The organism is Pseudomonas agarici (genome assembly GCF_900109755.1).
Lineage (GTDB): Bacteria > Pseudomonadota > Gammaproteobacteria > Pseudomonadales > Pseudomonadaceae > Aquipseudomonas > Aquipseudomonas agarici.
Genome location: NZ_FOAR01000024.1, coordinates 80,859 through 92,777, shown reverse-complemented (window position 1 = coordinate 92,777; position 11,919 = coordinate 80,859). Strand labels below are relative to the sequence as shown.

Below are 11,919 nucleotides of genomic sequence, written 5' to 3'. Positions count from 1 at the left end.
GGTGATTCCGCTGATGAGCGACGCCGATGCCGCTGACCTGCGCGACAACCTGGGAATTGCCGGGCTGGTGGTGGAATACGGCATGGGCAGCGGCACCCGCCGCGAGGCCAACGGCTGCGGGCAGTACCGGCGCATCTTCGATCATGACCATGAGGCGCTGTCGCTAATCGATGAAGCGGGGCGGCATTTGGGGCATCTGTTCGACGAGATTCAGGAGCGCACCCGACAAGCCACCGAGAGCGTCGGTGCCGTGAAGGACCGGCTGACCGATAGCGTCAGCGAGCTGCCGTCCCGAGCCGCCGAAGTCGCCCGCCGACGCGCGCGGGACGCTCTGCGCGATTCACTGCCCAAAGGCATGCCGCCGCTACGGTGATTTTTAATGATGCGCGTATTTGTCATCCTGGCCAGCTCACAGATGGACAAAACCCGTGCGATCTACAGCCACCACCAAAACACATGGCTGTGCGACCGAACAGATTCACGTCCACAGCAAACTGATGACCGCCGATGACCTTTATGCGCCGATGGGTAGCGCCAAAATCAACAATCCACATTTTGGCGCAGAGCCTCACGGGCTGCGTGGCCCCTGCCGCACGCGGCAACGATTATCAGCCCTGTGTTCAGGAAGACCGTGAAAGCCGGGTGAGGATACGGTCGAAGGCATTGGCGAAGGCCTGCTTGTCCCGCTCGCCATAAGGCGGCTGACCGCCGCCCATCTGCCCTTGCTCACGCAGGTCGGTGAACAGGTTGCGCACCGCCAGCCGCTCACCCATGTTCTGCGGATCGAACTCCTTGCCACGAGGATCGAGTGCCGCCACCGCCTTTTTCACCAATCGATCGGCCAGGGGCACATCGCTGCAAATCACCAGTTCCCCCGGCACCGCATGCTCCACCAGGTAATCGTCGGCGGCGTCCGGCCCGCTGGGCACCACGATCAACTTGACGCAGGCGAAGGCCGGCTTGATCTGCGGCTGGCCCGCCACCAGCACCACTTCGAAGCGGCGCTTGAGGGCGAACTTCACCACCAGCTCCTTGGCCGCCTTGGGGCAGGCGTCGGCATCGATCCACACGCGCATGCTCAGGAAGCCTGCAATCGGCGCTTTTCGGCCAACCGGCTACGGCTGTAGAGCACGATGATCGCCAGCAGGGCCACGGCTTGAGCGCTCAGCGAATAAGCATCGGCATGGATCCCCAGCCAGTCGAAGTCGAAGAACGCCACTGGCCGCGTGCCGAAGATCCCGGCTTCCTGCAAGGCCTTGACGCCATGCCCGGCAAACACCACCGACAGCGCGCACAACAACCCGGCATTGATCCCGAAGAACAGCGCCAGCGGCAGCTTCGCCGAGCCGCGCAGGATGACCCAGGCCAGGCCGATCAGCAGCACCAGCGCCGTCGCGCCGCCTGCCAGCACCGCGTTGTGCCCGGCAGGACCGGCCTGCAACCAGAGGGTTTCATAGAACAGGATCACTTCGAACAACTCGCGGTACACCGAGAAGAACGCCAGGATCGCGAAACCGAAACGACCACCACCACCGACCAGACTGCTCTTGATGTAGTCCTGCCACGCCGCGGCATGGCGGCGATCGTGCATCCAGACGCCAAGCCAGAGCACCATCACACTGGCGAACAGCGCCGTACACCCTTCCAGCAACTCGCGCTGGGCGCCACTGACATCGATCACATAGGCCGCCAGCGCCCAGGTGCCAAGCCCCGCCAGCAACGCCAGACCCCAGCCGATATTGACACTACGCACCGCCGATTGCTGGCCGGTGTTGCGCAGGAAGGCGAGAATCGCCGCCAGCACCAGGATCGCTTCTACGCCCTCGCGCAGCAAGATCAGCAATCCCGAAATAAAGCTCAGGGATTGACTCAGTCCATCATTGCCGAGCAACCCGGCGGACTCCTTGAGCTTATCCTTGGCGAACGCCAGGCGCTGCTCGACCTGCTCGACCGGCAAGCCATCCTGCAAGGATTGCCGATAGGCCATCAGGGATTTTTCGGTGCCCTTGCGCACGCTGGCGTCAACGTTGTCCAGGGAGCTTTCGACTAACTCGAAACCTTCCAGGTAGGCGGCCACGGACAGATCGTAGGCCTGTTCACGGTCGCCGACACGGTAAGCCGCCAGGCTCTTGTCCAGGGTCGCGCCCGTGTAGTCGAGCAACTGCGCAGGGCCGCGCTTGACCTGCGGCGGTTGGGCGCGCTGGGCGCGAAACAGCGCGGCGGCAGCATCGCCTTCGGCCACCCGCACTTCATCAGGGGTCTGACGGGCCAGGTCGGCCAGATTGTAGGCCTTGTCGTTCGTGGCCACCGACGCGGCGCTGAAACCGGCGATATAAGTTGCCAGATCCCAACGCTGACGCTCATCGAGCTGATCGGCGAACGAGGGCATGTCCGTGCCTTCGACACCGAGGGTCAGGGTGTTGTAGAGACCATAGAGGCTCAGGCGATCCAGGCGCGCGGCGTCCCGCAGATTGGCCGGCGGGGGCGTCAGACCAACACCCGCCGGGCCATCGCCGGCTCCCGTGTCACCATGGCAGACCGAGCAGTGCTGGGCGTAAAGCGGCGCACCACGACTCGGATCCGGGGTGATGGCCGGCGCTTGACTGACCTCGTAGCTCACCGCCAGCCTTGCGCCCAGTTGCCGGGCCTGACGTGCCACCAGCGCGCCATCCTGGCGCTGGCTGATGGCCGTGCGCAGATCGACCACGCCCTGCTCCAGCTCCGCCCGCTCTGCACGGGCCGGTAGCGCGACAATCAGCTTGTGCAGAGCTGTCAGGAATTCCAGCTGCTCGTGGTATTCGGTCTCGTCGATGACCTTGCCGTCCGCCACCGTGGCTGGATAGTCCGCGCCGATGTAATCGATCAAGTGCAGGGCCTGGGCGGCGCCTTCCACCGTCTTCGCCAGCAGATTGGAGCTGCATAGGGCGAACATCGGCAGCATCAGCCAGGCCAGGAAACGCATGGGAACAATCATCGAAACAACCTAAATGGAAATGCGAAGTAACACATTGTTCCCTCTCACTGCACTTCACTCAAGCGCCGCGCGCCCTTGAGGCGCAAATAGTGCCTTTCAATAAGCGGTCGGCATCTTTGGGAAGGGTCGGTTGTGGGTATTTGCCGACCGGGACTCAGTGGGTAGCCTTGTGCAAAGTCGCCAGGAATCCCGCCGCGCCCACGAACAACCCGGCAAAAGTCCGATTCAGGCGGCGTTGTTGCTTGGGTGTGCGCAACAGGCGCAGGACCTTGGCCGCCAGGCCGGTGTAGCCGGCCATGACGATCATGTCGACGCCGATCATGGTCGCGCCCAGGATCAGGTACTGATGCACGAGCGGCGCCTGGGGATCGATGAACTGCGGCAGCACCGCGAGCATGAACACCAAGGCCTTGGGATTGCTGACGTTGACCAGGAAACCGCGAAACATCAAGGTCAGCGGTTTGCCGATCGGCCGGATCGTGGACTCTTCGGTCATGTCGTTGGGCAGCGCGCCCCACTGCTTGACGGCCAGGTACACCAAGTACGCCACACCGAACCACTTGATGGCGTAGAAGGCCGTGGCCGAGGCCGTGAGGACCGCACCGACACCGGCGGCGATCACCGCGATCTGTGCCGCCAGGCCCAGTTGCAGGCCCAGGGCATTCCAGTAGCCACGAAGGAAACCGTATTGCAGGCCGCTGGACATCGAGGCAATCGCACCGGCGCCCGGGGACAGGCTGATCACCCAGCATGCCGCGAAAAATGCCAGCCATGTCTCAATCTGCATCATGCACCTCGGATAAGAACTCCAACCCGCCTTTAAGCTAATCCGTGGGCCTGAAATTGACTATTGTTTTTTGTCGGACAGGGTCATCGACGAGCAGACATCTTGTGTAGGAACACCAAGGCACATCAAGACAGCGCTTCCAGTTCCGCCTGCATGCTCTCCAGCAGTTCCAGGGCGTGCATCCAAGCCTCTTCGAGTTCCGCCTCACGCACCTTGAGCTTGGCCTGGTTGGCCAACAGGTCACGCAGTTCGTCCTTGCGATCAGCTTCGTAGACCGCGCTGTCGCCAAGACTCGCCTCAATCTTTGCCAGTTGCTCATGCAGCTTGCCCAGCTCGGCTTCGAGCTTGTCGGCCTCACGCTTGTGCGGGGCCAGTTGTTGACGCAACGCAGCCGCAGCCTGACGCTGAGCCTTCTTGTCGGTCTTATCGGCATTCACTGGGGTGCTGCTGACCGGCGCGTTGCGCTGGCGATATTCGACCAACCAGCGGGCATAGTCTTCCAAGTCACCGTCGAACTCTTCGACCTTACCGTCGGCCACCAGGTAGAAATGGTCGGTGGTGCTCTTGAGCAGATGACGGTCGTGGGAAACCACCAGTACCGCACCGCTGAACTCCTGCAAGGCCATGGTCAGCGCCAGGCGCATTTCCAGGTCCAGGTGGTTGGTCGGTTCGTCGAGCAGCAGCAGATTAGGCCGTTCCCAGGCGATCAGGGCCAACGCCAGCCGGGCTTTCTCGCCGCCAGAGAAGTTCAACACCGGCTCGTCGATGCGTGCGCCACGAAAATCGAAACCACCGAGGAAGTCGCGCAGGGTTTGCTCGCGCTCGGTCGGTGCCAACCGTTGCAGGTGCAGCAACGGGCTGGCCTTGGCGTCCAGCGAGTCGAGCTGGTGCTGGGCAAAGTAGCCGACCACGGTGTTTTCACCACGGGTCATGCGCCCTGCCAACGGCGACAGCTCGCCGGCGAGGTTCTTGATCAGCGTCGACTTGCCCGCGCCGTTGGGACCGAGCAGACCGATTCGGGCACCGGGGGTCAGTTGCAGCTTGACCTTCTCCAGGATGGTTTTCTCGCCATAACCCAGCCGAACATCGGACAGGTCCAACAAGGGGCTGGAGATCTTATGCGACTCGCGGAAAGTGAAGTCGAACGGTGAATCGACATGGGCCGCCGACAGCTCCTCCATTCGCTCCAGTGCCTTGATCCGGCTCTGTGCCTGGCGGGCCTTGGTGGCCTGGGCCTTGAAGCGGGCAATATAGCTTTCCATATGCGCACGCTGCGCCTGCTGCTTCTCGTAAGCCTGCTGCTGCTGGGCCAGACGTTCGGCACGGGCGCGCTCGAAAGCCGTGTAGCCACCACGATAGAGAGTAATTTTGCGCTGGTCGACATGGGCCACGTGATCGACCACTTCGTCGAGAAAGTCGCGGTCGTGGGAAATCAGCAGCAAGGTGCCGGGGTAGCTCTTGAGCCACTCTTCCAGCCAGATGATTGCGTCGAGGTCGAGGTGGTTCGTCGGTTCGTCGAGCAGCAATAGGTCCGAGGGGCACATCAGCGCCTGCGCCAGGTTCAGGCGCATCCGCCAGCCGCCGGAGAAATCCCCGACCTGACGATCCATTTGTTCGTTAGTGAAGCCCAGGCCGGCCAGCAACTTGCGCGCGCGGGCATCGGCAGTGTAGCCGTCGGCGCTGTCGAGTTCCGCGTGCAGGCGTGCCTGGGCAGCGCCATCGTGGGCTGCCTCGGCCACTGCCAGGTCGTGCTGCACCTGGCGCAGGCGTATGTCGCCATCGAGTACATAGTCGACCGCCAGGCGTTCGAGGGTATCGACCTCCTGGCGCATGTGGGCGATACGCCAATCGGTCGGCAGGAAGCAATCACCCGAGTCCGGGTGCAGCTCGCCCCGCAGCAGGGCGAACAAGCTGGATTTGCCGGCGCCGTTGGCACCGATAAGGCCGGCTTTATGGCCGGCGTGCAGGGTCAGCTCGGCGTCTTCTAGCAGACGTTGCGGGCCACGCTGTAAAGTCAGGTTCTGAAGTCGAATCATAATGGCGGCGGAGTCTACCAGCTTCCCTCGCAACTGGCGCGGATCGAACCATGCATGCTGACCTGTGGACGTTTTCTCTTGAGACTTATGCCAAGCCCGGCGTGGAGGAGGCCTGCCTGGCCTTACAAGCCCAGGGGGCGGATGTCTGCCTGATGCTCTGCGCGGCCTGGCTGGGGGCGCGCGGTGTCAACTGCGAACCCGAACGCCTGGCCCGGTTGCGCCTGATTGCACAAGACTGGCAGGCGCAGGTGATACAACCGCTCAGGCAATTGCGTGGGCAATGGCGATCCATGGCGCTGCTAGACAACGAGTTGAAAGTGCTGAGAGATCAGCTCAAGACACTTGAGCTGGAAGCGGAGCGCCAGTTGCTGTTGCGTCTGGAAGGGTTGAGCCAGGGTTGGCCGCAGGGAGTTGCCCTCGACCTGGCACAGTGGCTGGACGGCAGCACCGTCCAGGTGACCCACCTCAATCGCGAGGCGCTGCACAAGCTGCGCCTCGCGGTGAGCCAGGCTTAGGAAGCGCTGGTTGGCGCGGCGACCGAGGCCGGCGCTGGAGCAGCAGCCGGAGCAGAGGTTGCAGTCGATGCCGATGCTGCTGAGGTTGGCGTCGAAACTACGGGCTTAGCTGCGGGGGGGTTTGCAGCCGGTTTGGCAGCAGCCGGTTTTACGGCAGGCTTGGCAGCAGCGGTTTTAGCAACAGCCGGTTTGGCGGCAGGCTTGGCGGCAGCGGTTTTAGCAGCAGCCGGTTTGGCGGCAGGCTTGGCGGCAGCGGTTTTAGCAATAGCCGGTTTGGCGGCAGCCGTTTTAGCAGCAACCCGTTTGGTCGCCGGCTTGGTAACAGCAGCTTTAGCAGCAACTGGTTTGGCAGCAACCTTGACCGGCGCAGCAGTTTGGGCAGTTCGAGTAGACAGAGCCTTGGTCACGGCTTCTTTCACACGCCCAATACCTTGCGCCAGCTTCAGGCTCTCTTGCGCATCGCGCTTGAGTTGCAAAATGTAGGAGCGGGTTTCGGATTGGCTGGTTTTCAGCTTGTCGAGCAGGTCTTCCAACTCACTGACGGCCGTCTTGGCCTTGGCTTGCGCCTTGGCTTTTCCAGCGGCAGCGGCATCCTGCAATTTGGTCCGGGATTTATGCAATTTTTCTTGTGCTTTACCGCGTTGTTTTTCCAGTTTGGCGAGCAATTTTTCAGCATCAGCCAGGGCTTGGGAACAAGCGTTTTCCAAATGTTCGAGCAAGCTGCCCGACAACTGTTGGAGTAAGTGCAACGGAGTATTTACAGGCTTCTTGGTGGCCGACATGGTTTACCTCCTGGCTGACGTGAGTGCGGCTCATACTAGCCCTCTGTGACTAACGCCGCTAGGGCATGTTGACAGTATCGAATGCCGGGCGTTGCATGCGGCAAAAAATGTTCTTCGGGATCATTGGGCGAGCCAAACAATTGCCGATAAAATTCTTCTCGCCCAAGCGATATTTCATCGTATTTTTGCAGACCGGGCGCGCACTCTTTGTCGCGCTCCACCGCCAGTTTCGATCACACCGCCCGCGGCAGTTTTTCATGGTGTCGCGGGCGCTCCAACAACCATCGCGCAGCACTGGCATAATCCTTCGGATCACAGGCCGGAGAATCTCCATGTCGCGTTATCTACTGCTGTCGTTGTGCCTGGTTTTGCCGCTGGTCCAGGGCGCGCCAAAAGAAACAACAGACGATGCCCAGGACCTTGCCTATAGCCTGGGCGCCAGCCTCGGCGAACGCTTGCGCCAGGAGGTTCCGGGCCTGCAGCTCAAAGCCCTGATCGAAGGTTTGCAGCAGGCTTACCAGGGCAAGCCGCTGGCCTTGAAGGAGGAGCGAATCGAGCAGATCCTGGCCGCTCACGAAGCCCGAATCGTCGCGGAATCGACGAAGCCGCAAAGCGAAACAGCCCTCGAAGCCGAGAAAGAATTCCTCGCCCGAGAAAAAGCCCAGCCGGGTGTCCGGGAGCTGTCCAATGGAATCCTGATGACCGAACTGACCCCAGGCACCGGCGAAAAAGTAGCTGCCAATGGCCGGGTGCAAGTGCGTTATGTAGGGCACTTGCCCAATGGCACGGTGTTCGACCAGAACCGCCAACCACAATGGTTTCGCCTGGACAGTGTGATCAATGGCTGGCGCAGCGCGTTGCCGCAGATGCCGGTCGGCGCCAAGTGGCGCCTGGTGCTGCCTTCGGCACAAGCCTATGGCGCGGATGGCGCGGGTGACCTGATCGCCCCCTATACGCCGCTGGTATTCGATATCGAATTGTTGGGCGTCACCAACTGAGCTCGTCCCACAAACGAAAAACGGTGCGCCCCATGCACCGTTTTCATCGAGAAATCGCTACACCTCAAGCCGGATCGACCAACTCTTGCTTGTGCGAGGTGTGCAGTACCTCGATCAGGCAGTCTTCGAGTTCGAAGCGTTCGTGCAGCAACCCACCCAGCTCCTGGAACTTCTGCGCCACGCACTTTCCGGCGTCGCACAGGTCGTTGAAAGCCAGCAACTTCTCGGTGATCACCTCGATACGTGGATAGATCGTCTCGGCCAGCTCCAGCCCGCGCTCATCACCGAAGACCTTAGCCTCACCGGTGAGCTGTTCGTAGATTTCGAAGTGTCCGGCCGACACATAATCCACTAAGCCCCCGCAAAACTCTTGGAGCGATTGGCGATTGTCCGCCAGAGCTCCGGGCTCGGCTCCAAGAGCATCATAGGCTCGTACAAGTTCGTGACGCGCCTGCAACCAGCGGTCGATCAGCAGATGCACTCCACCCCAACGTTCCTGAGCATTCTGACAACTTTCGAGCATGGTGATCTCTTCCCTTCTGGGTCGTGCCGCCCGACCTCGTATAAACCGAGGATTCTGACTTGGCCAAACAAAACAACCTATTTGCAATAACACGTGCGGGCCAGATTATGCCCGCACGACACCCGCTTCAAGGTACGCAGGAGATAAAGTTCATACAAGTGTTTAATCCCGAGGACGGCGATAGGCTGCTTCAGGTGCGGTGCTTAGAGCCTGTGGCCGGGCCAACTATCTGATAGATCGCCAGAATACCCATGCCGACAAATGCCAGCAAACTCCACTCGGGGAGACTCAGATCGAACAGGGTCCAGTGGATCTGAGCACACTCGGCGGTCGCCCGGAACATCAAGATCAGTGCCTTGAAGGGAGATACCTGCTGCATCAGACAATGCAGTCCGGGCTGGCAGATCATCAGTTCCTCCAATGGCACCCGCTGCAGCAGCACTTGCCGGACCGCCGTCGCCGCACCCGCCAGCACGAACAGCAGCCCCAGCGCACCATAGACCCAGCGGCCGATGCGCGCGGGTCCGTGCAATGCGCCCATCAGGCTGACCAGGCAGAAGCCGCCGAGAAATAGGCGTTGCATCACGCACAGCGAGCACGGTTTCAGCCCGACTCCATACTCCAGGTACAACGATGCCCCCATGACCAGGGTCGCCGCCAGAAAAGCGAGAGAGAACAGAGAGCGTGAGCGGGCCAAGAACATGGCTTTTCCGTAACAGGAGAGACAGGCAGTTACGGTAGAGGAAAGGCCTTGGCCCTTTCAAGCAGGGTCACTGCAGATAATTCCTCAAGCCTGTAGGGAATTACCGACAGACATCCTATGAAACCATTAAGTAGCGAGTAGGATTTCGGTATCAGAGTATTACAGGGAAATAGGCCAGGAGCCTGAGACGGGCGCTCATCGCGAACCGTCCGTCCCAGTCGCTTCTAGGCGCTCACCGGCACCGGTAGAGACACCGCAAGCAAGCGTTCGTCCAACAGGCCAAGGCCCTCCTGAAACAACTGGTTGCTACGCTCAGTGTCTCCCAACCGGGCCAGCAGCCTGGCCAGCTCGGCACAGGCTTCCGGGTTGCGCTGCACCCGCAGACTACCTTCCAGGTAATCGCGAGCCTTGCCCCACAAGCTGTTTTGCAGGCACAAGCGCCCCAGTGTCAACAACAGGCTGGCATCGGCCGGATGCTCCTTGAGCCAACCCTCGGCGGTCTGTAGCTGGCGAGCCGGATCGCGCCCGCGCAGCAACCCGTACAAACGCGCGAGATGGCTGTCGTACTGACGCTTGAGCGCCGCGTGCAACGTTTCCTCGGCTTGGACCTCGGCCCCCAACCGGCGCAGTTGCTCGGCATAAGCCAACACCAGTGGCGGTTCCTGCCGTTGGGACGAGGACAATTGCTGCCAGGCCCGCTCCAGCGATTGCAGAGCCGCTGTAGCGTCCTCTTCACGACGCGCCGCCAGACTGAGGTTTTCACCCCAGGCGCGTCGCTCCAGCGCAATCAGCTCACCTTGTGCCAGCGCCTTGTTCTTGCGCAGCTCCGGTAACAGCCGGACCACCGCCGACCAGTCGCCACGCTGCTGATGCAGCCGCTGTAACTGGCGCAGCACCTGGATACTGTGAGGATGCAGCTCGTGCATGGCTTGCAGCGTACCCAAAGCACCCTCGGTATCGCTACGGTCCACTTGCAACTGCGCGTGACTCAGCGCGATCGCCAGTTGGGCCTGCGGCTGACGCGTCAGTGCGCGCTCCAACAAGCTGTCGCACTCCTCATATTTGCCTTGTTCATTGGCCGCACGCGCCGCGCCGAGGTAATAAAGCAGTGGCTGGCGCTCTGCTTCGGCAGCCCGCTGCAAATGCTTCTGCGCGCTGGCCCAACGACCTTCGGCAAGATCCATCTGGCCTTGCTCGATAGCCAGCCGAACCCGCCGGCTGCGGTTGCGGCGGGACCAGGGATTGGCAGCCGAACTCGACGCCGTAACCAGGCCAACGAGGAATCTGACCAGCCGATAAACCAGCCACAACACCAGCAGCACGCCCAGGAATGCCCACAGGCTAGATTCGTAACGAAAGCTGTCATAGGCAATCAGAACGTAACCGGCATGCCTGGAAATCGCGAAACCCAACAGGCCTGCCGCGACAATGACCAGCAGTGCAATCGCGATAAACCGTTTCATGGACGGGCCTCCTGCGTCGGGTTGGCGTTGCCGCTCACAGGCCTATCGACTTCCACCTGCCGGCGCTCGAGATAAGCCTGGACGGCACCGAGGGTCGCGGCGAGATCCGGAGTCAGCACCGTCACCGGTTTTTCGCTCAGCTCGCTAAGTTGTTCGACCATGCCCTTGCTCTGCGGACTGTCTGGGTTGAAACTGCTGGTCAACACATCACGGGCCTCTGTCAGCGCCTGGGTGTAAACCCCTGCCTGGCCATTCAGGGCCGCCCACTGCGCCTGCTCCAGTGCCAGCCGCAAGGCCAGGCGAACCTGAGTCAGGCTCTGCCCGGCGAGCAGCGGCCGAATGTTCTTGTTGGCGTTGAAGTCGATACGGATATAGCGAGAAATCTCGTCCCACCACTGCGCCCAGCGACTGGCGCCGTCGCCATCGGAGGTCAGGCCCAGCAGGGAATCACCGCGGTCCTGGTACTCCGGCGCCAGCTCGTTGAGCTGTGCGACCTGGTCACGCAACGCACCCAGTTGCAGGAACAGTCCAGTACGATCCGGCTGCTCGGTATTGCGCAGCGCCGCCAGGCTCTTGGCCAATTGTTCGCGGGCAGCAAAGGAGCCTGGGTCGTTTTGTTCCCGTAGGATATCGTCGGCCCCTTGGACCAGGGCCAGGGCACTGGGGATATCCTGCAACGCTGATAGGCGCAACGTGGCCAGGCGCAACAAGTGCTCGGCCTCGGCGAGGCGCCAGTCCTTGCGACTGGCTCCCAGGACGCTGTCCAGGCGCTGGCTCAGGCGCTGCTGATCGCCCTGCAATTGCGCCACCAGACGCCGACGATCCTCCAGTTCGGTGGCGCCCGGCAACTGATCCAGACGCAGGGCTAATTGCTGCTCGCTCAACTTGAGCGACTGCGCCTGGTTGCCCAGGTCCTGCAGTTGCCCACCCTGCTGCAGGTGATGGGCCTGCAGGTTGCGCACCTGCCAGACACCCCAGCCGCCCGCGGCTACGCCAGCGGCACCCAGCAGCAACGCCAGGATCGCCAGACCATTGCCACGGCGCTCGACAGGCGCCACTGGCGGTTTGACCGGCGCCTCGGGCACCGGTTGAGCTTGTTCTTTTGGCAAGGCTGCTTCGCTCACGTATCCATCCTTCG

Annotated in this window: 11 protein-coding genes and 1 pseudogene; 3 read left to right on the top strand and 9 right to left on the bottom strand. The window is 61.7% G+C overall.

Going from position 1 to position 11,919, the window contains the following annotated elements; genetic code table 11:
• Positions 1–373 (top strand): hypothetical protein (locus BMX68_RS19810; RefSeq protein WP_218145921.1); only part of this gene is annotated, 373 nt, incomplete at its 5' end.
• Between the two features lie 247 nt (positions 374–620).
• On the opposite strand, the gene BMX68_RS19805 is transcribed toward BMX68_RS19810, so the two are convergent.
• The 4 genes from BMX68_RS19805 to BMX68_RS19790 all read right to left on the bottom strand — a co-directional run bounded on the left by BMX68_RS19805 (position 621) and on the right by BMX68_RS19790 (position 5,797).
• Entirely contained in the window at positions 621–1,076 is a 456-nt protein-coding gene (locus BMX68_RS19805) for a YaiI/YqxD family protein (protein ID WP_017130264.1), read from the bottom strand.
• Positions 1,077–1,078: 2 nt separating this feature from the next.
• The gene (locus tag BMX68_RS19800; protein ID WP_026012994.1) at positions 1,079–2,974 is read right to left on the bottom strand and encodes a cytochrome c/FTR1 family iron permease; all 1,896 of its coding nucleotides are present in this window, start codon (positions 2,972–2,974) and stop codon (positions 1,079–1,081) included.
• A gap of 154 nt (positions 2,975–3,128) precedes the next feature.
• A complete protein-coding gene (locus tag BMX68_RS19795; protein ID WP_026012995.1) occupies positions 3,129–3,761 on the bottom strand; it encodes a LysE family transporter in 633 nt (210 codons plus the stop codon).
• Positions 3,762–3,886: 125 nt separating this feature from the next.
• Positions 3,887–5,797 (bottom strand): ATP-binding cassette domain-containing protein, encoded by a 1,911-nt coding sequence (locus BMX68_RS19790; protein ID WP_017130267.1) that lies wholly within the window; start codon positions 5,795–5,797, stop codon positions 3,887–3,889.
• Positions 5,798–5,847: 50 nt separating this feature from the next.
• On the opposite strand from BMX68_RS19790, the gene BMX68_RS19785 reads away from it, so the two are divergent.
• Positions 5,848–6,312 carry a TIGR02444 family protein gene (locus tag BMX68_RS19785; protein ID WP_017130268.1) on the top strand — a complete coding sequence of 155 codons (465 nt, stop codon included), beginning with the start codon at positions 5,848–5,850 and terminating at the stop codon, positions 6,310–6,312.
• A 2-nt stretch (positions 6,313–6,314) separates the two neighbouring features.
• Here the strand turns inward: BMX68_RS19785 and BMX68_RS25995 are convergent.
• Positions 6,315–7,094 (bottom strand): annotated as a pseudogene (locus BMX68_RS25995) (AlgP family protein); the annotation flags it as partial.
• A 332-nt stretch (positions 7,095–7,426) separates the two neighbouring features.
• Between BMX68_RS25995 and BMX68_RS19770 the strand changes: the two are divergent.
• Positions 7,427–8,092, top strand: a complete 666-nt coding sequence (locus BMX68_RS19770) for an FKBP-type peptidyl-prolyl cis-trans isomerase (protein WP_017130270.1) — start codon at positions 7,427–7,429, stop codon at positions 8,090–8,092.
• Positions 8,093–8,156: 64 nt separating this feature from the next.
• Here the strand turns inward: BMX68_RS19770 and BMX68_RS19765 are convergent, their stop codons facing one another.
• The 4 genes from BMX68_RS19765 to BMX68_RS19750 all read right to left on the bottom strand — a co-directional run bounded on the left by BMX68_RS19765 (position 8,157) and on the right by BMX68_RS19750 (position 11,905).
• Positions 8,157–8,615 carry an Rsd/AlgQ family anti-sigma factor gene (locus BMX68_RS19765; protein ID WP_017130271.1) on the bottom strand — a complete coding sequence of 153 codons (459 nt, stop codon included), beginning with the start codon at positions 8,613–8,615 and terminating at the stop codon, positions 8,157–8,159.
• A 190-nt stretch (positions 8,616–8,805) separates the two neighbouring features.
• Positions 8,806–9,318: a disulfide bond formation protein B gene (locus tag BMX68_RS19760; RefSeq protein ID WP_017130272.1), complete on the bottom strand. Its 513-nt coding sequence runs from the start codon at positions 9,316–9,318 to the stop codon at positions 8,806–8,808.
• Between the two features lie 224 nt (positions 9,319–9,542).
• Positions 9,543–10,781, bottom strand: coding sequence for a heme biosynthesis HemY N-terminal domain-containing protein (locus BMX68_RS19755; protein ID WP_017130273.1), 1,239 nt, complete (start codon positions 10,779–10,781; stop codon positions 9,543–9,545).
• Complete coding sequence (locus BMX68_RS19750; protein ID WP_017130274.1) at positions 10,778–11,905, bottom strand: uroporphyrinogen-III C-methyltransferase; 1,128 nt, start codon at positions 11,903–11,905, stop codon at positions 10,778–10,780. Before BMX68_RS19750 ends, BMX68_RS19755 begins: the two co-directional genes overlap by 4 nt.
• Positions 11,906–11,919 lie beyond the last annotated feature (14 nt).

Excerpts from the sequence above, each read along its gene's own strand:
- BMX68_RS19800 (WP_026012994.1), bottom strand. The coding sequence starts at position 2,974 with ATGATTGTTCCCATGCGTTTCCTGGCCTGGCTGATGCTGCCGATGTTC.
- BMX68_RS19795 (WP_026012995.1), bottom strand. The coding sequence starts at position 3,761 with ATGCAGATTGAGACATGGCTGGCATTTTTCGCGGCATGCTGGGTGATC.
- BMX68_RS19805 (WP_017130264.1), bottom strand. The coding sequence starts at position 1,076 with ATGCGCGTGTGGATCGATGCCGACGCCTGCCCCAAGGCGGCCAAGGAG.
- BMX68_RS19790 (WP_017130267.1), bottom strand. The coding sequence starts at position 5,797 with ATGATTCGACTTCAGAACCTGACTTTACAGCGTGGCCCGCAACGTCTG.
- BMX68_RS19755 (WP_017130273.1), bottom strand. The coding sequence starts at position 10,781 with ATGAAACGGTTTATCGCGATTGCACTGCTGGTCATTGTCGCGGCAGGC.
- BMX68_RS19770 (WP_017130270.1), top strand. The coding sequence starts at position 7,427 with ATGTCGCGTTATCTACTGCTGTCGTTGTGCCTGGTTTTGCCGCTGGTC.
- BMX68_RS19760 (WP_017130272.1), bottom strand. The coding sequence starts at position 9,318 with ATGTTCTTGGCCCGCTCACGCTCTCTGTTCTCTCTCGCTTTTCTGGCG.
- BMX68_RS19765 (WP_017130271.1), bottom strand. The coding sequence starts at position 8,615 with ATGCTCGAAAGTTGTCAGAATGCTCAGGAACGTTGGGGTGGAGTGCAT.
- BMX68_RS19785 (WP_017130268.1), top strand. The coding sequence starts at position 5,848 with ATGCATGCTGACCTGTGGACGTTTTCTCTTGAGACTTATGCCAAGCCC.